14 protein-coding genes are annotated in these 21,168 nt (G+C 71.6%); 6 read left to right on the top strand and 8 right to left on the bottom strand.

Going from position 1 to position 21,168, the window contains the following annotated elements:
• The first annotated feature begins 5 nt into the window (after window positions 1–5).
• Entirely contained in the window at window positions 6–3,134 is a 3,129-nt protein-coding gene (locus ACQPZP_RS28125) for a family 78 glycoside hydrolase catalytic domain (protein WP_433472731.1), read from the top strand.
• Window positions 3,135–3,741: 607 nt separating this feature from the next.
• A complete protein-coding gene (locus tag ACQPZP_RS28120) occupies window positions 3,742–5,535 on the top strand; it encodes a hypothetical protein (protein WP_433472730.1) in 1,794 nt (597 codons plus the stop codon).
• On the opposite strand, the gene ACQPZP_RS28115 is transcribed toward ACQPZP_RS28120, so the two are convergent.
• The 5 genes from ACQPZP_RS28115 to ACQPZP_RS28095 all read right to left on the bottom strand — a co-directional run bounded on the left by ACQPZP_RS28115 (window position 5,532) and on the right by ACQPZP_RS28095 (window position 10,604).
• Window positions 5,532–6,113 (bottom strand): dihydrofolate reductase family protein, encoded by a 582-nt coding sequence (locus ACQPZP_RS28115; protein ID WP_433472729.1) that lies wholly within the window; start codon window positions 6,111–6,113, stop codon window positions 5,532–5,534. The two genes, ACQPZP_RS28120 and ACQPZP_RS28115, sit on opposite strands and share 4 nt — an antisense overlap.
• Before the next feature lie 96 nt (window positions 6,114–6,209).
• A complete protein-coding gene (locus ACQPZP_RS28110; protein ID WP_433472728.1) occupies window positions 6,210–7,070 on the bottom strand; it encodes a hypothetical protein in 861 nt (286 codons plus the stop codon).
• 14 nt (window positions 7,071–7,084) lie between these two features.
• Window positions 7,085–9,013 carry a hypothetical protein gene (locus ACQPZP_RS28105; RefSeq protein ID WP_433472727.1) on the bottom strand — a complete coding sequence of 643 codons (1,929 nt, stop codon included), beginning with the start codon at window positions 9,011–9,013 and terminating at the stop codon, window positions 7,085–7,087.
• Between the two features lie 9 nt (window positions 9,014–9,022).
• Window positions 9,023–9,796: a hypothetical protein gene (locus ACQPZP_RS28100; protein WP_433472726.1), complete on the bottom strand. Its 774-nt coding sequence runs from the start codon at window positions 9,794–9,796 to the stop codon at window positions 9,023–9,025.
• Between the two features lie 73 nt (window positions 9,797–9,869).
• Window positions 9,870–10,604, bottom strand: a complete 735-nt coding sequence (locus ACQPZP_RS28095; protein WP_433472725.1) for a Crp/Fnr family transcriptional regulator — start codon at window positions 10,602–10,604, stop codon at window positions 9,870–9,872.
• 182 nt (window positions 10,605–10,786) lie between these two features.
• On the opposite strand from ACQPZP_RS28095, the gene ACQPZP_RS28090 reads away from it, so the two are divergent.
• Window positions 10,787–10,960: a hypothetical protein gene (locus ACQPZP_RS28090; protein ID WP_433472724.1), complete on the top strand. Its 174-nt coding sequence runs from the start codon at window positions 10,787–10,789 to the stop codon at window positions 10,958–10,960.
• A 51-nt stretch (window positions 10,961–11,011) separates the two neighbouring features.
• On the top strand, window positions 11,012–11,905 hold the full coding sequence (locus ACQPZP_RS28085) for a ribokinase (protein ID WP_433472723.1): 894 nt from the start codon (window positions 11,012–11,014) through the stop codon (window positions 11,903–11,905).
• 1 nt (window position 11,906) lies between these two features.
• Here the strand turns inward: ACQPZP_RS28085 and ACQPZP_RS28080 are convergent, their stop codons facing one another.
• Window positions 11,907–12,290: a PH domain-containing protein gene (locus ACQPZP_RS28080; protein ID WP_433472722.1), complete on the bottom strand. Its 384-nt coding sequence runs from the start codon at window positions 12,288–12,290 to the stop codon at window positions 11,907–11,909.
• A 109-nt stretch (window positions 12,291–12,399) separates the two neighbouring features.
• On the opposite strand from ACQPZP_RS28080, the gene ACQPZP_RS28075 reads away from it, so the two are divergent.
• Both ACQPZP_RS28075 and ACQPZP_RS28070 read left to right on the top strand, forming a co-directional pair.
• Window positions 12,400–13,329 carry a Ppx/GppA family phosphatase gene (locus tag ACQPZP_RS28075; protein WP_433472721.1) on the top strand — a complete coding sequence of 310 codons (930 nt, stop codon included), beginning with the start codon at window positions 12,400–12,402 and terminating at the stop codon, window positions 13,327–13,329.
• Window positions 13,330–13,480: 151 nt separating this feature from the next.
• Window positions 13,481–15,640 (top strand): MMPL family transporter, encoded by a 2,160-nt coding sequence (locus tag ACQPZP_RS28070; protein ID WP_433472720.1) that lies wholly within the window; start codon window positions 13,481–13,483, stop codon window positions 15,638–15,640.
• A 13-nt stretch (window positions 15,641–15,653) separates the two neighbouring features.
• On the opposite strand, the gene ACQPZP_RS28065 is transcribed toward ACQPZP_RS28070, so the two are convergent.
• Window positions 15,654–17,699 carry a protein kinase domain-containing protein gene (locus tag ACQPZP_RS28065; RefSeq protein WP_433472719.1) on the bottom strand — a complete coding sequence of 682 codons (2,046 nt, stop codon included), beginning with the start codon at window positions 17,697–17,699 and terminating at the stop codon, window positions 15,654–15,656.
• 191 nt (window positions 17,700–17,890) lie between these two features.
• The gene (locus ACQPZP_RS28060) at window positions 17,891–21,160 is read right to left on the bottom strand and encodes an error-prone DNA polymerase (RefSeq protein WP_433472718.1); all 3,270 of its coding nucleotides are present in this window, start codon (window positions 21,158–21,160) and stop codon (window positions 17,891–17,893) included.
• Window positions 21,161–21,168: the final 8 nt, after the last annotated feature.

Below are 21,168 nucleotides of genomic sequence, written 5' to 3'. Positions count from 1 at the left end.
CCCCCATGCGTAAGCCACTGCGCGGCCTCGCCGCCGCGTCCATCACCGTTGCGCTGCCGCTGACGTTCCTCTCCGCCCCCGCGTACGCGGACGCGGCGGCACCTCCCACTCACCTGAAGGCCGCCGACCTCAAGGCGGCCCTCGGCATCGACGACACGACACCGCCGCTGTCCTGGCAGTTGCAGGGCGGGCGGAACGTCACCCAGACCGGATACCAGATACAGGCCGCGACCAGCGAGAAGGCCCTGGAGAAGGGCCGTCCCGACCTCTGGGACTCCGGCCGGGTCGCGTCCGCCGACCAGCGCGCCGCCTACGCCGGCGAGAAGATCGGCAGCCGCACCCGGGTGTACTGGCGCGTCCGCGTCTGGACGGGGTCGCGGCACTCGGGCTGGTCGTCGCCGTCCTGGTTCGAGACCGGCCTGACGTCCCAGGACGACTGGCAGGGACGCTGGATCGGCCGGCAGGACTGGCAGACCAAGGACAAGAAGCCCGCACCCATCGTGGTCAAGGTGCCCAAGACCACCGCCCGCTACGTCCGGCTGGACGTGACGAAGCTGGGCCTGCCCAAGGTCGAGCAACTGCCCGGCAAGACCTGGCGACTCCAGCTCGCCGAGCTTGAAGTGCGCGACTCCGCCGACCCGGACACCGACCTCGCCAAAGGCAGGACCGTCACGGCGTCGGACAACGGCGGCAACGTCAACCGCAAATGGGGCACCCGCTACCTGACCGACGGCACGCAGACCACCAACCAGGAGTTCGCCGGCTGGTCCAGCTCCGCCTACGGCAAGGCCGACGTCTCGGATGCGCCCCTCACCCTCACCGTCGACCTGAAAGAGGCCGAGGACTTCGACGAGGTCCTGCTCTACCCGCGCACCGACCAGGGCGTCGAGGGCGGCAAGGTCCCGTACGCGCCCGTCGACTTCTCGGTCGGCACCTCCGATTCCGCCGACGGGCCCTTCGCGACGAGGCAGACGGTCACCGGCCAGGAACCGCCCGAATCGCCCGTCCCCGAGGCACTGCCGATCTTCGCGAAGGACTTCGGGCTGCCCCGCGGAGTCCGCCAGGCCCGCCTCTACATCGCCGGCCTCGGCGTCTACGAGGCGAGCCTGAACGGACGCCGCGTCGGCGACGCCGAACTGGAACCCGCCAACACCGGGTTCGCGAAACGCGTCCAGTACGCCGCCTACGACGTCACGAAGATGCTCCGCTCCGGAGCGAACACGCTCGGCGTCGAGCTCGGCAACGGCGCCGCCAACGTGATCTCGACACCCGACCGCTACCGCAAGTTCGCCGGGACGATCAGCGACCCCAAGCTGATGGCGCAACTGGAGGTCACGCTGGCGAACGGGCAGGTCGTGCGGGTCGCCAGCGACGGGACGTGGAAGACCGTCCTCGGGCCGGTCACGTTCTCCAACTGGTACGGCGGGGAGGACCACGACGCACGCCGCGAGCGTCCCGGCTGGGACACGCCGGGCGCGTCCCGCTCCGGCTGGGAGGCCGCCGTGCCCGTCCCGGCGCCCGGGGCGCTGAGCGGACGCAACGCCGAACCCGTCCGCGTGATGGAGACGCTCCCGGGCCGCCTGGCCGGGGCGGGCGACGGCTACCGGGTCTTCGACGTGGGCCGCAACATCGCGGGGCGTCCCGAGATCACCGTCCAGGCCCCGGCCGGCACGTCCGTGCGGATCCACCCGTCCGAGAGCCTGAAGGACGGGCGCGCCTACCAGTCGATCAGCAACGTCGGCGGGCCCCTCTGGGACGAGTACACGACCCGCTCCGCACGCCCGGAGACCTGGCACCCTCAATTCTCGTACCACGGCTTCCGCTACCTGGAGGTGCGCGGGCTGCCCGAAGGCGCGACGATCACCGTCCGGGGGCAGGTGCTGCGCGCCGACAACGACTCCGCCGGCTCGTTCACCTCGTCCGACCAGCTCATCAACGGCGTCCACGGGCTCGTCCGCCGCGCGATCGAGGGCAACATGATGAGCATCCTCACCGACTGCCCGAGCCGGGAGAAGCTCGGCTGGCTGGAGCAGGACCACCTCGTCGGCGACGCGCTCGCCGCCAACTACGACGTGCACGCCCAGCTCCGCAAGATGGTCCAGGACATGGCGGACGCGCAGACCGATGCCGGGCTCATCCCGTCCACGGTGCCCGACTACACCGTCCTCGCGGGCGCGTACCGGGACGACCCCAACTGGGGCGGCGCGTTCGTCGTCGTCCCGTGGCAGTTGTACCTGAACTACGGCGACATCGAGACCCTGCGGACTTACTACGACGCGATGAAGCGGTACGCGGCGTACATCGAGGGCCGGGTCTCCGGCGGCCTGACCGACTACAGCCTGGGCGACTGGTTCACCCCCGACCGGACGTTCCCCAAGGTCGTCTCCGGCACGTACGGCTGGTGGCGGATCACCGACACCCTCTCCAAGATCGCCGGTGCTCTCGGCGACGGGACGGGCGCCGCCGCCTACCGCGCCAAGGCCGACGAGAGCGCCAAGGCGCTGTCGGACAAGCTCTATGACCCGGCGACCGGCACGTTCGGCGGCGGTGGCCAAGGCGCCGAGGCCATCGCGCTCGACATGGGCGCCGTGCCCGCCGACCAGCGCTCCAGGCTGCTCGACCACCTGGTATCCAGCGTCATGAACGCCGGGTACCACCTGCTGCTCGGCGAGATCTCGCTGCCGTCGGCGTTCCGCGTCCTGCCCGACGACGTCATCTACGAGATCGCGACACGGACGGACAGCCCGAGCTACGGGTACCAGGTCGTCCACGGCAACACCGCGCTCGGCGAGTCATGGGACGGCGGCAGCGGCCAGTCGCAGAACCACTTCATGCTCGGCTCGATCGACTCGTGGTTCTCCGGCCGCCTCGCCGGCATCCGGCAGGCGCCCGGGTCCACCGCCTACCGGAGGCTGGTCGTCGACCCGGCCGTGGTCGGCGGCCTGACCAGCGCCTCCGCCACCCGGCGGACGCCCTTCGGCGAGGTCCGCTCGTCGTGGACGCTGGAGGACGGCGTGGTCACCCTGAAGGTCACCGTCCCGCCGGGCAGCAGCGCTGAGGTACACGTCCCCGGCGCGGCCAAGCCCGTCACCGTCGGCTCCGGAACCCACACCTTCCGCGGCACCACATCCTGACGCACGCTCCGGTGGGCTGCGCGCCGGCCCACCGGACGCGTTTCCACCCGCTGCCTAACGCAACGGGTCTAGAGGCCCGGATGGCCGATCGAATGTCTCCTCGTGTCGATTGCGTGTTCGAATATGGTGACGTATTGTGCTCGCCGTGATGCGTTCCGCAGTCGGCAATGAGGGTGGTGGCATCCCGGCGGCCGTACTCCCTGGTGCGGACGTCACGGCCAATGCTGTTTCCGATGTCGTGTCCGATGCTGTGGGCGGGCCCGTGGCCGGGGCTGGGGTTCGGCGGTTTCGGGGGCGTAACAAGGCTCCGGCGTGGCGGCGTCCGGATGCGGTGACGGTGGTGCGGTTGCGGCTGGCTCCTGATCCGGCCGTTCGGTGCCGGTTGGAGCGGTTGTTTGCGGCGGCGTGGTCGTTGAAGCGGGCGGTGCGGCGGGATGCCCGGTCCCGCGCCGTCGCCTATCGGGCTGGACGCGGCCGTCGTTGCAAGGATGAGGCGGAGGTGTGGCGGCGTCGGTTGGGGTTGTCGCGGGAGGGGTTGGAGCGGGCGGCGTACCGGCATCTGGACGCTTCGGGGCATCTGCGGCATCACGTGTCGAAGGCGGTGGCGATGCATCTGGCCGATGAGGTGTGGGCGGGGGTGGAGCGGCATCTGTTCCCGGATGCCTCAGGTCGCCGCCATGGTCTGCCGAGGGTGGGGTCGTGGTGGGAGTTCACGCGGATCCCGGGGCGGGCCCGTTCGCACACCATGGCGCGCAAGTGGGAGACGTTCCGGCTGCACGGCACCTTGGCCGGTCACCTGGCCGCCCACGCCGCACCGGATCTTCCAGAGGGCTTGACCCCGCGGGGCGCGGCCGGATTACCGCCGGGGACCAGCGTGCTGGCGCAGCCGCGGGTGATGCCGGTCCCGGCAGCGCCGCGCACGCGTGGCCGGAAGGGGGTGTGGTGGGAGTATGGCGGGCCGTTGGCGCTGGTGTTCGCGGGTGGCCCGGACGGGGTTCGGGGTGATCTGGTGGTCCCGGTGCGGTTGCCGCAAGGCGCGGGCCAGTGGCCGCACCTGGTGCACGCCCTGGATGATCCGCAGGCGTGGCACAAGGTCGACCTGGTCCGGCGCCGTGACCCGGCCGCGCCGGGCGGGTGGGTGTACGAGGCGCATCTGATGGTGTTGAAACCGGCGTTCGTTCCAGCCTCGACCGCGGCGCGCCGGGCGAAGGTTCCGTCCGGCCGGCGGGGCGGGGTGGACGGCAATGTCTCCAACCTCGCCATCGTCTCAGTACCCACCAACGTTCCCGCCGCCGTGTTTGCCGGTCTGGAGACCCCGGCGGGTGCGGCCGAGGTGGCCTCATCCGGGGTGGCCTCGTCGGTGGTGACGCTCTCGGCGGATGAGCGGGCCCGGATCGCCCGCCGTGAGCGCAAGCGGCGCGGACGGCAGCGGGCCCTGGAGCGGTCCCGCCGCGCGTCCAACACCGCCCAGTACCGGCTGAGCCGACGCCAGCGTCAGCGACAACGGCGCCGCCAGGCCGCCGGATTGGCGGCCAAGCAGGTGCAGGTGCCGGGTGGGCCGCGCGTCACCCGCGCCGACGGCAAACCCGTCCGCTCCCCACGCCGCGACGAGGTATCCAAGACCTACCGGCGCATCCGCGCCCGGCACGCCGCCGCGTCCTGGCGTGCCGCCCAGTCCCGCGCCACCAAGGCCCGGCAGATCGCCGCGCAGATCGTCGCCGTGCACGGTGCGGATCTGGTGATCGAGGACTGCCGCATCACCGCCTGGTTCCGGCTGTGGGGGCGGGCCTGCGCCCGCTTCACCCCCGGCACCCTCATCACCGCACTCGACCACCAATGCCGCGCCGCCGGCGGGCGGCTGCTGCGCGCCTCCACCCGCACCACCGCCCTGTCCCAGCACTGCCCATGTGGGCGACGCGTCCCCAAACCCCTGGGCGTGCGCACCCACCACTGCCGGATCGAGGACGGCGGATGCGGGCTGACCGGTGACCGCGACCTGGTCGCCGCCGCCCTAGCGGCCTTCATTCGCTTCGACGACTGTGATGACCCGTCCACCGCACGGGTGGACTACCAGACCTCCCGCCGCGTGCTGTGCAGCGGCGGGCCGGGGCTGCCTGGAGCCCTGACCGAGTCAACCGCACCCATCCCCACCCCCCACACCGGCTCATCCGGTGCCGGGACGGGGAGCGCGGCAGCCACCCCCCACACGCCCCGCCGGAAGACCCGGCGCCGCGACCGGGGAGCGGCCTCTGCTCGGCGAACCCGGACCAGTACGGTGCCGACCCCGGATGAACCACCCCCGCCCACCACGGGCAGGGCAGTGGTCACGCCGGACAGACACCGACCACGAACCCGGCTGTTCAACAAACCCCCACCACAGGACTTGTTAAACAGGCCTTAGCGGACGCGGTAGTAGAGATGGGTGACCCCGGTTCCCTGGATGACGCGGTAGGGGTCGTCCAGGCGGACGGGTGCGGTGGACGGGCCCGCGAAGAACGGGATGCCCTCGCCCAGCAGCACGGGTACGAGGTTGATGCGGATCTCGTCCAGAAGGCCGGCCTCCAGGCAGGACTGGGCGGTGAGCCCGCCGCCGACGCCGACGACCCCGTCGCCCGCCGCTGCGGCGGCCTCGCCGACGGCCTTCTCGATGCCGTCCGTGACGACGGTCAGGCCGGGCGGCGGGTCGGCCGGGGCCTCGTGCGTGACGAGCCAGACCGGGGCGTCGAACGGATGGCGGCCCTCCCAGCCGTGCGTGATGTCGTACAGGCGGCGTCCGGTGACCATGGCGCCCACGGCGTCCATCGTCTCGCGGATGTGGGCGGCGCTCGCCTCGGAGACGCGGAACGGCGGCATGCCGCCGACCGTCGGGATCTCCACAGAGCCGTTGCCGTACCAGCCGAACAACTCCTCCACCCCATCGGACGGATCGGCCACGTAGCCGTCCAGGGACATGGTCATCTCAGTGATGACGGTCGCCATACTGTCACCTCTCTCCGATCGCCCATCACCCATGAAGACCGAAGACGCCCCCGGAACTCATCGCAGCGGTCCCGGGCCTTGGTCCGATCACCACTGTCATGTGTCGTCGAACGGTGGTGATGCGGGCGGGGGGATTCCAGGCACCCCGATCAGCTTCATGAGATGGCGCAGCACGACATCGTTCTTCATCATCAGGTCGAAGGCGTCGCGCGCTTCGTACTGCTGCACCTGCTCCGCCACGTGATCGGCGAGCTCCTTGGCCTCGACACGCCGGTCCTTCGCCATCCGCTCGACGACCTTGGCCACCGCGTCCGGGTCCTCTGCCAGTGCGACGGCGTACGGGGTCAGCCACTCGCTTTGCCCGCTCTTAAGAAACCGTTGCCACAACAGGCGACGGTCACCGAAGTACATCACGAGTCGGCGCGCCAGTTCATGCTCGTTGGCCGCGTTCTGCCGCTTTGTCCACGCTTCGCGCTGGACGTCCCGGACGGGTTTGTCCAGGGCCACGATCGTCCGGTGATCGATGGGGCACGCTTCCCCGTCGGTCTGTTCTCCCGACAGGAACTCCAGCCTGGTATTGGCGAAGAGCTCCCCGGCCACCTGGTTGAAGCGGTTCTCCGCCTCGCCCGCCTCGTACGGGGCGAAGTCCCGTGACACCGCCCGCACCTGTGTGGCCAAACGCTCTTTCAAGATGAACTGGTGCTCCTCGGCACGCGCCGCGAGCACTTCCGGATACCCGTGTCCGGTCACGCACCATGTGAAATGGACGGTGACGGAGAAGGTGTAGCCATCGCCCTTCGCCGGAACGACGAGATGGAAGGCGCCCGGATGGTGCACCGCCCGGAACGCCCCCCCGGAACGCTGTGACCATCGCCGCAGACGAGTACCGAGACTGAGGTAGGTCGGAACTCTGTCCACCGGGCCATGGTTGCCGCAGTTCACGCGAACTGTACTCATGTCATGCGCTCCTTCTAGAGAAGGCCGTAGAACCGCATGCGTGGACGTAACCCCGGTTCCGCATAGAGGTCGTCCCGCAGCGCGTCGAAGCGAATGCCGTCCTTCGCCCAGTCGCGCAGGGCGTTCCAAGGATCTTGGCCGCAGTATCGGGAGAGCAGAACCTGACACCACAGCTCCCGCACGAGCACGGGATCCTCCTCGTGCAGCGCCAGGATGCGCGGTCGTTCGCCGTTTGTCAGCTGGGCGATCTTCGTCAGGCACGCGGCCACGAGCCCGCCCAGCTCCCGCGGCTCCGATCGCGCCCAGCCGCGCAGATGGCTGAGCACCACACGGGTGGAGCCGCTCGCGCACAACTCCACCACGGTGTCACGGACGGCGAGCTTCAGGACGTGGGGATGGCGGCGGGCGATCGACCTCAGCGCCTCCATGGCCTGTCCGGCGGCCTGTTCGCCGAGCAGTGTGCCGAGCAGCCGGACGGCGGTCGACTGCCGGGCGATTCCTTCCGGCCGTGCCTGCTGCAACCACATCCGGAGAAGGCCCGCTACACGGTCATGCCGCTGCGGGCATTCGGCGATGACCGCCTCCAGCGCCCACGCGGCGGCCATGTGCAGCGCCTCACGACGGCTGGCAACCCATCCGGCGATGCAGTGCTCGTAGACGAAGTCGAAATCGTAGGCGGCGAAACGCCCTACGGTTTGGGCCGCTTTCAGGCGTACCAGCGGGTCGTTGTCACGGGCCAACTGCGACAACCAGTCGAGCAGCGTCTGGTGCGCGACCACGTAGTCGAGCCAGAGCGCGTCCAGGACGGCGGGGGCGAACTTCGCCCGGAACGACAGCCTCCGATCCAAGTCCTGAACGATGGGGGACAGTTGCTCACGGGCATGCTGGAGCCAGTCATCGAGCATTGCGGCGAAGGGAAGCATGCCCAGCTTCGCGTCCTCCTTCTGTTTCTCGACTTCGAAAAGCCTCCCGGCGAGGTCGTAGGCCGCGCGGCAGACCTGAACCGTGGGCTGCTCGTTCAGCACGGCCCCCGCGATCACGAAGGCCCGGCGTCCAAGGTCGCTCTGGTCGTCCTCCTGGTGGAGCACGGCACGCGCCTCATGTCGCCATGGGTCCGGACGGTCGGTGCAGACGTCCTCGACAGATCCGCCCGATCGCAGCGCGGAGGCCAGCCTGACGGCCAGGTCCTTGGCGTCCCGCGGGCTGGTCGGTGCCTCTGGAATCCGGCCCAGGATCTCTGTGAGGTCGTGGGGGACTCCCGCGAGACGCTGGCTCAGCTGACGGGCCAGCACGTCACGCGGGTCCGGCCGCTGATGGTCGGTGACCAGCTCCGACACCTCGCTCTTGTCCGAATCCGGGCCCACCACGATGACCATCCGGGCATCGAGCTCCTTGAGCGTGTCCCAGCACCCCAGAACGTCCCCCTCGGTGAGGCGCTTGGCCCAGCTCTGCCCGGACACGTTGTACAGATATCCATGCCCGGGGCTGAGCTTCCCCTTGTCGAGCCGGATGGGCGGCTCTGTCGAGCGGATCATCCGTAGCTCACGACATCGGTGAGCCAGCGCTGCCAGGGCGGTGGTCGTACGCCCCGTTCCGGGCAGTCCTTGCAGTACGGCGACGGGCTCGTTGTCGAGACGGTGGATCAGTGTTTCCTTGGACGCGGTACCGGCGAATCGAAGTCTGATGTCGTCCAAGCGTTCTGGGGGGACAGGGTAGAGCTGCCACGAGTCCTTCCCCTTGGCCATGTAAATGTACTTGTCGCCTGTGACCTTGTCTCCGCCGAAAGCGTCCCCCCCGTGGGCCGTGTTCCGCGATCTGGCCTGGTCGTTGAACACGCGCCGGAATTCCCGCACTTGTTCTTGAAGTCTTCGAAGCTCCGACGGGCTTTGGTCCCGCTCCGGAAGACTCTCCAGTTCTTCAGGCTCTCCCTCTTCGTCGGACATCGCGGCCACCTAATGGATGTTCTTGTCACCAGCGACCTTGTCCCCGCCGAAGGCGTCTCCTCCGTACGAGACGTTCGCCGCCCGGGTCCCCTCCGTGCCTCCGTGCGGATACGGCGGCAAAGGCGGAAACGCGGGACCCGGATCGCCGCCCTCCGTCCCGTCCTCCGGGTCATAGGGGCCGAGCGCGGTGACGGTCGCCAGATCGAACCGCGGCACGTACAGGTAGGCGCGATAGACCTGCTTTTTCACGGCGACGCACACAGGGCGGAAGAGCGTCGGCCGGGGATGTCCCGGCCCCTGGGTTATGTAGTCGCGGTAGATGTCGGAGGATGCGATGATCCCCAGGTCCGCCTCGGGGAGCTCGCGCATCGCCACTCGCAGCGGATCGGAGTCACGCAGGCGAGCCGGTTGCACCGCGTGCTGGCCAGGCCACCCCGTCGCGCCGTCCAGATGGAGCGGACCGATGTGGACGGCCATGCGGAGCCGGAGACGGGTCCACGTCTCCTCCGCTTGCCGTCTGTTGTACGACCCCAGTGCCGCGTCCAGCTCGCGGACGAACACATCCATCAGCGGCCCTGTGTCAGTGCCCGCCGGCAGGACCACGTAGACGCCGTCACCTCCGTCTTGGCGCTGCCACGCACGACGGTTCAGCCGGGCCACGTCGGCGGCGTCGTCCAGGATCCGGCCGAGCGCGGCCTGCAGGGTCCGCTGCTCGGCGTCCGTACGGCTGCTGTAGTCCTCGATGTCGACCGTGAACAGAACACGGTATTCGGGAACGCCCATCGTTTCCTCCGATGCTCCGGGTGACCCAGAGCATGGGGCCTTACCATGCACGGCAATCCGGATTAATCCGGGTTCAATGCAGATCCGCGTACTCGGTGAGCCGAGCGAGGTCGGTGATGACCACGCGCCGACGTCCAGCGACTGACACCAGCCCTTCGGAAGTGAGTGCGCGCAACGCCTTCTGCACCGTGTCCTCCTTGGCGCCGACCAGGCCGCCCAGCTCGGCCTGAGTCAAGGGGATGCCCAGGTCCACTCCCATGTCGCAGGGGCGCCCGTGCCGGCCGGCGAGGGCGAGCAGAACCCGAGCCAGGCACTGCCCGGCCGCGTAACCGGCGAAATCGAGGCGTCGCTGGTTGGACCAGCGGAGCCGCTCGATCGTCATCTGGTTCAGGGTGAGCGCCGCGGCCGGGTGCCGTTGGAGGAAGCCGACGAACGCCTCACCTCGGATCTGGCACACAACCGCCCGGCCGCATGTGACGACGGTCGCGGACCGCACCGTCTCGCCGAGGACCGCCATTTCTCCGATCATGTCGCCGCTCACCCGGAGCGCCAGCAGCGCCTCGGTGCCGTTCTCCACCCGAGCGCTCACCTTGACCAGCGCGTCGATCAGCAACCAGACCGAGCCCGCCGGATCTCCCTGCCGCACCAGAGCACGGTGCGGCCCCAGCGAATGCAGCACGCCCAGCCTGAGCAACCCCGTCCTGTCCGGGACCGAAAGCCGACTCAGGAAGGTGCCCTTCGGCCACGTGCGAGCCTCGAACACGACAGTCTCCGGGTTTCCACGAGGCAAGGGATCGTGGGCGACCACGACACCATCATGCGTCAACGGCACCGGGCGGAGTAGCCGTGAGAGTGAGGCCGGTGGAGGAGTCCTCCGTGCGCGGAGCCGAGTCCGAGATGACCCGCGGCAGACCACTCAATGTCACGGAGCGTAACGTTCCGTGTATGGGGGAGGATCGGGGGGTCTGGACGGGGCCAGGCGGATTGAGGGTGACGGCGGTGCGGCTGAGCGGGGCGCACCGGATCTGGGCGGAGCGGGCCGGTGTGCGCGGGGCGAGCGCCTTTCTGGTGACGCGGAACGGAATGCTCGTCGGCCGCGGCTACTACCCGTCGGTCGAAGAGCTCGCCGAGGTCGTCGACCTCGCGGATCTGCGCGCCGGGTGACGGTTGCGCGGGCGCGCCCGCGCATGTAATCGGTTACAGGTGGAAAAACGCATGCGGGATGTCGTCGTGGTGGGGTCGGTCAACGCGGACCTGGTGGTGGGCGTCGAGCGGCGGCCCGCGCCGGGGGAGACCGTGCTCGGGTCCGACCTCGCGACCCATCCGGGCGGGAAGGGCGCGAACCAGGCGGTCGCGGCGGCGCGGCTCGGCGGTCGCGTCGGGCTCGTCGGGCGGGTCGGCGACGACGGGCACGGCGAGCTGCTGCGCGGCGCCCTGACCGCGGACGGCGTCGACCTCGCCCACCTGGCGACCACGCTGGGGGTCCCGACCGGCGTCGCGCTGATCACGGTCGGGCCGGACGGCGACAACAGCATCATCGTCTCGCCCGGCGCCAACGCCCGGCTCGGCCCGGACGACGTCGAGGGCGCCGGCGCGATGATCGAGGGCGCGTCGGTCGTGTCGTTCCAGCTGGAGGTGCCGCTGCCCGCCGTGGAGGCCGCCGCCGGGATCGCCGCGCGGGCGGGCGGACGGGTCGTCCTCAACCTCTCGCCGCCCGTCCCCGTGCCGGACGAGCTGCTCGCCCTCTGCGACCCCCTCGTCGTCAACGAGCACGAGGCCGCCTTCCTGCTGGGCGGGGAGGGCGACGCCGGGCGGATGGCCGCGGCGCTCATCGGGGCGGGGCCGCGCTCGGCCGTCGTCACGCTCGGCGCCGACGGCGTCGTCGTCGCGGACGGGCAGGGCACGACGGCCGTTCCGTCCCCGAGGGCGGAGGCGGTCGACACCACGGGCGCCGGCGACGCCTTCACCGCCGCGCTCTGCCTGCGGCTCGCGCGCGGCGACTCGCTGCGGGACGCGGCCCGGTACGCCGCTCGCGTGGGCGCCGCCGCCGTCCGCAGGCCGGGCGCGCAGAGTTCCTACCCGGCACCGGACGAGCTGCCCGGGGCGTAGCTCAGCGGCTGGTACGGGCCCGGAGCCGGTACAGCTCGTCGGCGACGTCGTGGACGTCGCCGCCGAGGTCGAACGCGCTGAGCAGGTGCAGGTCGTCCGCGGTCTCGATCTCCAGTATCCGCGTGTGCAGCAGGAGCCGGCGCCGCTCGTCGACCCGGATGGCGGTCACCTCGTCCCACCGCAGGCGGCGGCGCCGCGCGTAGCCGGTCACGAGGGTGAGGCCGTCGCCGTCGGCGGCGAGCCGGACCGGCGCGACCAGGTCGCGCAGGGCGAGCGCGTTCAGCCCGATCGCGGCCGTGGCCGCCAGGAACAGGAACTGGGGATCGTGGGAGTACAGGACGACGAGCGCCGTGACGGCCGCCGCGGCGGCGCACTTCACCGCCATGTGACCTGGGGGTACGCGCCACCGTCGTTCCGGACTCGCCTCCATGCCCGAGACCATAGCCGCCCGGGAGACTGCCCGGTCCGCCGATTCGTCCGATAGCGTCATGAGCATGCGACTCGGCGTGTTGGATGTGGGTTCGAACACCGTGCATCTGCTGGTGGTGGACGCCCATCAGGGGGCGCGGCCCCTCCCCGCGTACTCCCACAAGGCGGATCTGCGGCTCGCCGCGCACCTGGAGGACGGGGACCGGCTCTCCGAGGAGGGCGAGGGTCTGCTGCGCGACTTCGTCGACGACGCGCTGCAGATCGCCGAGGACAAGGGGGTCGAGGACCTGGTCGCGTTCGCCACCTCCGCCGTCCGTGACGCCGAGAACGGCGACGAGGTGCTGGAGCGGATCCGCGACGACAAGCGGATCGACATCCGGGCGCTGTCCGGTGAGGAGGAGGCGCGGCTGACGTTCCTCGCCGTCCGGCGCTGGTTCGGCTGGTCGTCGGGGCGGCTGCTGGTGGTGGACATCGGCGGCGGCTCGCTGGAGATCGCGTCCGGCATCGACGAGGAGCCGGACGCGGCGTTCTCGCTGCCGCTCGGCGCGGGCCGGCTCACCCGCGACTGGTTCACCGCCGACCCGCCGTCCCTGGACGAGGTCCGCAACCTGCGCCGGCACGTCCGGGCGGAGATCGCGCGCCGGGTCGGGGACGTCGCCCGGTACGGTGCCGCCGACCACGCGGTCGCCACCTCCAAGACGTTCAAGCAGCTCGCCCGGATCGCCGGCGCCGCGCCCAGCGTCGAAGGGCCCTACCAGCGGCGCGTCCTGGCCGGCGACGCGCTGACCGAATGGACCGAGAAGCTGGCGAAGATGCCGTCCGCCGAGCGCGCCGACCTGCCCGGCGTGTCCGAGCGGCGCGCCCCGCAGCTGCTCGCGGGCGCGATCGTCGCGGACGCGGCGATGGACCTGTTCGAGCTCCCGGACCTGGAGATCTGCCCGTGGGCGCTGCGCGAGGGCGTCATCCTCCGCCGCCTCGACATGATCACCGGCTGATCGCGCGGTCGGACACAACATTTCCCAGCGCGAAAACTGTCCGAATATGGCCTGCAATTAGCCATATCTTAAACGCGTTATGTCTTGACCGTCCCGCGGGTGTCGGCGTAGGGAGGAAAATGCGGGCGGCTTTGTTCCTGGGGGTTCTTTCATGACGGGTGCGAACAGGTTCTCCTCCCTGCCCTGCGGACGGCGGGGCAAATGGGTCGTACTGGCCGTCTGGATCGTCATCCTCGCCATCGCGATGCCGTTGGCCGGCAAGCTCACCGGCGCGCAGACCAACGAGGCGTCGGCGTGGCTGCCGAGCAACGCCGAGTCCACCCGGGTCGTCGAGGAGTCCAAGCGGTTCACGCCCGCCGACACCTTCCCGGCGGTGATCGTCTACCACCGGAACGGCGGCCCGCTCACCGCCGCCGACCGGGCGAAGGCCGCGGCGGACGTGCCGCGGCTGCGGGCCGTCACCGGGGACCCGGAGGGCTCCGATCCGCCCCGGCGGCTCGCCGTGGACGTCCTGGGGCCGATCCCGGCCAAGGACGGGACGGCGCTGGAGACGATCGTCTCCGTCCAGGTGGGCAACGGGGGCTGGGACCTGCTCGGCCCCGCCGTGGACGACTACCGCGACATCGTCCAGCACGGCGCCCCCGGGCTGCAGGCGCACGTGACCGGCCAGGCCGGGTACGCCGGCGACTTCAGCAACGTCTTCGCCGGCTTCGACTCGACCCTGCTGTTCATCACCGCCGCCATCGTCATCTCGATCCTGCTGATCACCTATCGCAGCCCGATCCTGTGGCTCGCGCCGCTGCTGTGCGTGGGCTTCGCGCTGACGGCCGCCCAGGCGGTCATCTACCTGCTGGCCGAGCACGCCGGGCTCACCGTCAACGGGCAGGCCGCGTTCATCCTCACCGTCCTCGTCTTCGGCGCCGGCACCGACTACGCGCTGCTGCTGGTCGCCCGCTACCGGGAGGAACTGCGGCGGCACCGCGACCGGCACGAGGCGATGGCGATCGCGCTGCACCGCGCCGGTCCCGCGATCATCGCGAGCGGCTCGACCGTCGCGCTGGGCATGCTGTGCCTGCTCGTCGCCGTCCTCAACTCGACCAAGAGCATGGGGCCGGTGATGGCGATCGGCGTCGTGGTCGCGCTCGCCGCGATGGTCACGCTGCTGCCCGCGCTGCTGGTGATCGGGGGCCGCTGGATGTTCTGGCCACGGCGTCCGGCATACGGCACGGCCGAGCCGTCCGAACGGGGCCTGTGGGCGCGGATCGGATCGGCCATCGCCGTCCGCCCCCGCGTCACGTGGATCGTCACGGCCGTGGTGCTCGGCGCACTCGCCATGGGGCTGTTCGGCCTGCGCACCGGTTCGCTGCCCAGCAAGGACGCGTTCAGTACCGGCAAGCCCGACTCCGTCACCGGCGAAGAGGTGCTCGCCCGGCACTTCCCGGCCGGCAGCGGCTCACCCGTTCAGATCGTCACGAACGCGGGGACGCAGGACGAGGTCCGCGCCGCCCTCGCCTCCGTCCCGGACCTGTCCGCGGTCGCACCGGCGGGCGACAACCCCGGGCAGCCGTCCGGTGGCCGGGTCTACCTGGAGGGCACCCTCAACGCCGCGCCCGACAGCGAACGGGCGTTCACCGCCGTCGACCGCGCCCGCGCCGCCGCGCACGCCGTGCCCGGTGCGGACGCCGAGGTCGGCGGCACGTCGGCGGTGACGCTCGACATCAACGACGCCTCCCACCGCGACCAGAACGCCGTCATCCCGATCGTGCTCGTCGTCGTGCTCGCGATCCTGGCGCTGCTGCTGCGCGCCGTCGTCGCGCCGCTGATACTCGTCGCCACGGTCGTGCTGTCGTACGCGGCCGCGCTCGGTGTCAGCGCGCTGATGTTCAACCACGTCTTCGGGTTCGCGTCGGCCGACCCGTCCTTCCCGCTCTGGGCGTTCGTGTTCCTCGTGGCCCTCGGCACCGACTACAACATCTTCCTGATGACGCGCGTCCACGAGGAGGCCAAGCGGTACGGCACCCGGCGAGGCGCGCTGATCGGGCTCGCCGCGACCGGCGGGGTGATCACCTCGGCGGGCGCGGTGCTCGCGGGGACGTTCGCCGCCCTCGGCTCGCTGCCGCTGGTGTTCGTCGCCGAACTCGGCTTCACGGTCGCCTTCGGGGTGCTGCTCGACACGCTCGTCGTCCGGTCGGTGCTGGTCACGGCGCTGAACCTGGACCTCGGCCGGCACATGTGGTGGCCGAGCGCCCTGTCCCGCGCCCGCGCGCCGGTCGCCGCGCCGGAGGAGCCGGCCCCGGCCGCCCGCGACTAGCCCGGGCCGGTCGCTACCAGTTGGGGTGACCGAACACGCGCCCGGCGGGGGTGATGACACGGTCGCCGGTGCCGTTCGCGCGGACGGCGTGGATCACCGGGTCGGCGACCGGGCCGCGCACGTAGGCGAGCCAGCGGCCGTCGGCGGACCACGCCGGGTCCATGTCGCGCCCGCCGGCGGACGTCACGGCGTGCGCGCCGGACCCGTCGGCGTTCATCACCCAGATGGCGCTGCCGGTGGCCGGGCCCCGGACGAAGGCGATCTTGGACCCGTCCGGGGACCATTCCGGGTCCACCGCGCGCACGCCGTCCTTGGTCAGCCGCGTCCAGCCGCCCCCGGGACGGTCCGGATCCATCGTGTAGATCTGCTCGTCGCCGCCGTCGCGCTTGCTCCAGAACACGAGCTTGCCCGTGGACGACCACATCGGGTCGTCCTTGACCGAGTCGTCGGTGGTCAGCTGGGTGACCGCGTGCCCTTGCAGGGTGATGGCGAAGATCTGCCGGACGCCCTGCTTCTCGTCCATGTAGGCCAGCCGCGTGCCGTCGGGCGACCAGGTCACCCGCGTGCCGCGCAGGATGCCGGTCACCTTCTCGGCGCCGGACCCGTCGGCGTTCATCACCCACGCCTGACCGGTCGTGTCGCCCCGCCTGCTGAACGCGATGCGCTTACCGTCCGGGGACCGCTCGGGCAGGATGTCGCAGGACGGCCCGCTCACCAGCGTCTTCACGGACTTGTCACCCGGCTTGAAGAGGCCGATGTCGGCGCTGCAGGACGTCGGCCAGCCGCCCGCCGTGTCGACCCGGACGAGCATCGGCGCGGTCGGGAACGCGGCGCTGTCCGCACCGGTGTTCCGCGCGTCGCCGGACGGCCGGTTGGCGAGGTAGACGGCGCCCGCGACGATCGCGGCGACCAGGAGCCCGGCCGCGGTGGAGGCGATGAACGTGGTGCGCCGGGACGTGCCGCCTCCCCGGGCGGGCGGCAGCGGCGGGAGGATCTCGCGTTCGGTGGGCGGTACGGTGTGCCGCTCGACCGCCGGCCGGGTCCGCGGCTCCGGCGGCACCTCCGGGACGGGCCGGGGCGGCTCCGGGACGGGCCGGGGCGGCTCCGGGACGGGGCGGGTCGGCTCCGGCGGGGGCGGCGCGGGGGCGGCGCCGGAGACGTCGCGGGAGGTGACGCTCGGGTCGCCGCCCGGCGGGGACGTCCACGTTTCGCCCAGCTCGTTCGTCACCGTCGCCTCACCGGTCCCGCCGACCAGGGCGAGCAGCAGGTCGCGGGCGCTCGGCCGCTGTGCCGGGTCCTTGCGCAGCGCCGCCTGGACGAGCCCGGACAGCGACGGCGGCAGGTCGCCGATCTCGGGGTCGGCGTGCACGGCGCGGGCCGCCATGATCTGGAACGAGCCCTGCCCGAACGGGTTGCGCCCGCTCGCGGCGAACGCGACGAGGCAGCCCCAGGCGAACACGTCCACGGCCGGGGTGACCTGCTGCGTCGTGATCTGCTCGGGCGCGATCCAGCCGGGGGTGCCGACGACCTGGCCGGTCCGGGTGTGCGCGGAGGCCATGTCCAGCGCGCGGGCGATCCCGAAGTCGATCACGCGGGGCCCGGAGATGGACAGCAGCACGTTGCTCGGCTTCAGGTCGCGGTGGACCAGGCCGGAGCTGTGGATGGCGACGAGCGCCGCGGCGACGCCGACCGCGACGCCGTGCAGCATCCCGGGGGACAGCGCGCCCTTGTCGCTCACGTGCTTCAGCAGCGACGGCCCGTCGATGTACTCGGTGACCATGTAGGCGAGACCGAGGTCCTCGCCGTGTTCGAGGACCTGCGCGGTGCAGAACGACGCGACCCGCTGGGCGTTCGCGGCCTCGTCGTGGAAGCGGGCGAGGAACGTCTTGTCCCCGGCGAGCTCGGCCCGCACCACCTTCACCGCGACCGGACGCTCCTCCGGGTCGCGGCCGAGGTAGACGGCGCCCATCCCACCCTCGCCGATCTTGGCCTCGATCCGGTACCGGCCGATCTGGTGGGGGTCGTCCGGGCGCAACTCACCCAGGGAGGTCGCGTCCATGCAGATCCACCTTCCGCCCCCACGAAGCCGCGTCTTGGCGGCCGCTCACGCGGCGGCACGCGGCCCCAACTCTTCTTACGATGTCAGAGGACGCGCAAAGGTTCTAGCGGCCACAGCCGGCCGCCCTGTCGCCGGTGATCTGAGGTGCCGTGCGCTGGAAGAGGGCCTTCAAGGCCCGACGCCAGGGCGGCTCAATGAAAATCGCGCGCTTTGACGCGGCCGGGGACGGGGAGGCGGCGGAGGCGGGTGGCGCGGATGTTGGTGACGCCGTCGGCGCGCTCCAGGCGGCCGCCGACCAGCAGCGCCTGCGAGTCGACGGCGAGGCCGCGGTACCGCTGGAACACCTGCGGCGGGCACACCACGTTGATGATGCCGGTCTCGTCCTCCAGCGTCATGAACACGATGCCGCCGGCGGTCGGCGGGCGCTGCCGGTGGGTGACGAGCCCGGCGACGAGGACGTTGGTCTCGCCCGGCGTCCCGGCGAGCCGCGCGGACGGCAGCGCGCCCAGTTCGTCCAGTGCCTCCCGGACGTGCGCGACCGGGTGGGTGTGGGAGACGCCGGTCGCCCACAGGTCGGCGAGCGTCTCCTCGATCGGTGTCATCGCGGGCAGCGCGGGGGCGGACGCGCCCGGCGTGACGCCTTCGAGCTGCCCTGGGCCGGAACCCGCCAGCGCACCCGCCGCCCACAGCGCCTCACGCCGCGACAGGCCGAACCGGTCGAACGCGCCCGCGGTGGCGAGCGCCTCCAGCGCGCCGGCCGACAGCGGCACGCGGCGGGCGAGGTCCTCCATGCCGGTGTAGGGGCGCCCTGCCGCGATCGCCTCCGCGGTGTCGTCGCCCAGATTGCGGATGCCGGAGAATCCCAGCCGTATCGCGGGCTGAGGCGCGGCGGGCGCGTGCGGGTGATCGGACTGCACCTCGACGGGCTCCTCCAGGGTCGGGTGGACGTCGCTGGCGTTGATGTCCACCCCCCTGACCACGACGCCGTGCCGGCGGGCATCGTTCAGGAGGCTCTGCGGGCTGTAGAACCCCATCGGCTGGTTGCCCACCAGAGCGGCGGTGAAGGCGGCGGGGAAATGACGCTTCAGCCAGGCGCTGGCGTACACCAGGTGGGCGAAGCTCTGGGCGTGCGACTCGGGGAACCCGAACCCGGTGAAGCCCAGGATCTTCTCGTACACGCTCTCCGCGATGTCGGACGGGATGCCGCGCTCGGCCATCCCGTCCAGCAGCCGCCGCTTCAGCCGCTCGACGCGCTCCGGCGCGCGCTTGGCGCCCATCGCCTGCCGCAGCCGGTCGGACTCCGCCGGGGTGAAGCCCGCGCAGTCCACGGCCAGCTGCATCATCTGCTCCTGGAACAGCGGCACGCCGAGGGTCCGCGACAGGGCCGGCTCCATCAGCGGATGCGGGCAGACGGCGGGTTCCATGCCCTTCCTCCGCCGCAGATACGGGTGGACGGACCCGCCCTGGATCGGCCCCGGCCGGATCAGCGCCACCTCAACCACCAGGTCGTAGAACTCGCGCGGCTTGAGCCGCGGCAGTGTCGCCATCTGCGCCCGCGACTCCACCTGGAACACCCCGACGGTGTCGGCGTCGCACAGCATGTCGTACACCTCCGGGTCCTCCGGGGGGACCGACTGCAGGTCGTACCGGTGCCCGTGGTGCTCGTCCACCAGGTCGAAGCAGTCGTGCAGCGCCGCGAGCATGCCGAGGCCGAGCAGGTCGAACTTGACCAGCCCGGCCGCCGCGCAGTCGTCCTTGTCCCATTGCAGGACGCTGCGGTTCGGCATCGTCGCCCACTCGACCGGGCAGATCTCCCCGACGGGCCGGTCCGCGATGACCATGCCGCCGGAGTGGATTCCGAGGTGGCGGGGGAGCTTCAGCATCCGGTTCGCCAGCTCCATGACCGGGCCCGGGATGTCGGTCTCCGACCCCACCGGGTCACGCGGATCGATGCCCTTCGACCACGCGTCCTGCTGGCCGGGGGAGAATCCGAGCGCGCGTGCCGCGTCCCGGACGGCCATGCGCGGGCGGTAGCTGATGACGTTCGCGACCTGCGCCGTGCACTCCCGCCCGTACTTGTCGTAGACGTACTGGATGGCCTCCTCCCGGCGCCGGTGCTCGATGTCCAGGTCGATGTCGGGCGGGCCGTCCCGCCCGGGTGACAGGAAGCGCTCGAAGAGCAGCCCGTGCCGGACGGCGTCCACACCGGTGATGCCGAGCGCGTAGCAGACCGCCGAGTTGGCCGCCGACCCCCGTCCCTGGCACAGGATCCCCCTGCTCCGGCAGAACTCCACGATGTCGTGGACGATCAGGAAGTAGCCGGGGAAGCGGAGCTGCTCGATGACGTCCAGCTCCTTGGCGATCTGCTCGTAGGCGCCGGAGATCCGCTCCCGCTCGGGCGGCCCGTACCGCGCGAGCGCGCCCTCCTTCACCAGGTGCCGCAGCAGGCTCGCCTCGGTGTGTCCTTCCGGGACGGGCCAGTCCGGCAGCCGGGGCGCGACGACGTCGAAGCCGAACAGGCACTCCCTCGCGAGCGCGACCGTCCTCTCCTGGACGCCGGGGAAGCGCGCCAGCCGCTTCGCCATCTCCGCTCCGCCGCGGATGTGCGCGGTGCCGCCCGCCGGGAGCCAGCCCACCATGTCGTCCAGGCTGCGCCGCGCCCGGACCGCGGCCATCGCCTGCGCCAGCCGCGCGTCGGCGCCGGGCGCCGCGAAGTGCACGTTGTTGGACGCCACCACGTCCACCCCGGCCCGGTGCGCGAGCGCGAACAGCGCGTCGTTGCGGAGGTCGTCGTCGGGCTGGTCGTGGTCGATCAGCTCGACGAACACGTTCCCGCGGCCGAACCTGCCGATCAGGCCGCGCAGCTCCCGCTCCGCCGCGTCCGGCCCGCCCGCCTCCAGCGCCGCGGGGACCGGGCCCTTCCGGCATCCGGTCAGCACCGCCCAGTGGCCGCCGTGGGCGCCGGCCAGCGCCTCCAGGTCGTACACGGGACGGCCCTTCCGGCCGCCCGCGAGCTGCGCCGACGTGATCGCCGAGCAGAGCCGCGCGTATCCGGGTGCGCCGCGCGCGAGGACGAGCAGGTGCCGGCCCACCGGATCGGGTTCGCCGGTCTGCGGCCCCGGCAGGCCGAGGCTCAGCTCGGCGCCGAACACCGTCCCGATCCCGGCCTCCTTCGCGGCCTGCGCGAACTGCACCGCCCCGTACATGCCGTCGTGGTCGGTGATCGCCATCGCCTCCACGCCGAGCCGCGCCGCCTCCCGGGCGAGCGAGGCCGGGTCGCTCGCCCCGTCCAGGAAGCTGAACGACGAGTGCGCGTGCAGTTCCGCCCACGGCACCTCCGCGGCGGCGCGGGGCGGCGGTGCGGCCGCCTCCGGCGCCTGCTCCGGAGCCCGATGGGCTGGCCGCCACGACAGCCGCTCCTCGAACTCCCGCCAGGAGATCGGCGGGTTGTGCCACCCCATCAGCGCCC

This window comes from Spirillospora sp. CA-142024 (assembly GCF_050942325.1).
Lineage (GTDB): Bacteria > Actinomycetota > Actinomycetes > Streptosporangiales > Streptosporangiaceae > Spirillospora.
The sequence above is the reverse complement of the archived record's forward strand: the minus strand, read 5'-3'. Positions and strand labels throughout refer to the sequence as shown.

Bases quoted from the DNA above. Each gene is read 5' to 3' on its own strand.
- ACQPZP_RS28105 (WP_433472727.1), bottom strand. From the start codon at position 9,013: ATGTCCGACGAAGAGGGAGAGCCTGAAGAACTGGAGAGTCTTCCGGAG.
- ACQPZP_RS28085 (WP_433472723.1), top strand. From the start codon at position 11,012: ATGCGGGATGTCGTCGTGGTGGGGTCGGTCAACGCGGACCTGGTGGTG.
- ACQPZP_RS28065 (WP_433472719.1), bottom strand. From the start codon at position 17,699: ATGGACGCGACCTCCCTGGGTGAGTTGCGCCCGGACGACCCCCACCAG.
- ACQPZP_RS28110 (WP_433472728.1), bottom strand. From the start codon at position 7,070: ATGAGTACAGTTCGCGTGAACTGCGGCAACCATGGCCCGGTGGACAGA.
- ACQPZP_RS28070 (WP_433472720.1), top strand. From the start codon at position 13,481: ATGACGGGTGCGAACAGGTTCTCCTCCCTGCCCTGCGGACGGCGGGGC.
- ACQPZP_RS28060 (WP_433472718.1), bottom strand. From the start codon at position 21,160: ATGGGGTGGCACAACCCGCCGATCTCCTGGCGGGAGTTCGAGGAGCGG.
- ACQPZP_RS28080 (WP_433472722.1), bottom strand. From the start codon at position 12,290: ATGGCGGTGAAGTGCGCCGCCGCGGCGGCCGTCACGGCGCTCGTCGTC.
- ACQPZP_RS28075 (WP_433472721.1), top strand. From the start codon at position 12,400: ATGCGACTCGGCGTGTTGGATGTGGGTTCGAACACCGTGCATCTGCTG.
- ACQPZP_RS28100 (WP_433472726.1), bottom strand. From the start codon at position 9,796: ATGGGCGTTCCCGAATACCGTGTTCTGTTCACGGTCGACATCGAGGAC.
- ACQPZP_RS28120 (WP_433472730.1), top strand. From the start codon at position 3,742: ATGCATCTGGCCGATGAGGTGTGGGCGGGGGTGGAGCGGCATCTGTTC.
- ACQPZP_RS28115 (WP_433472729.1), bottom strand. From the start codon at position 6,113: ATGGCGACCGTCATCACTGAGATGACCATGTCCCTGGACGGCTACGTG.
- ACQPZP_RS28125 (WP_433472731.1), top strand. From the start codon at position 6: ATGCGTAAGCCACTGCGCGGCCTCGCCGCCGCGTCCATCACCGTTGCG.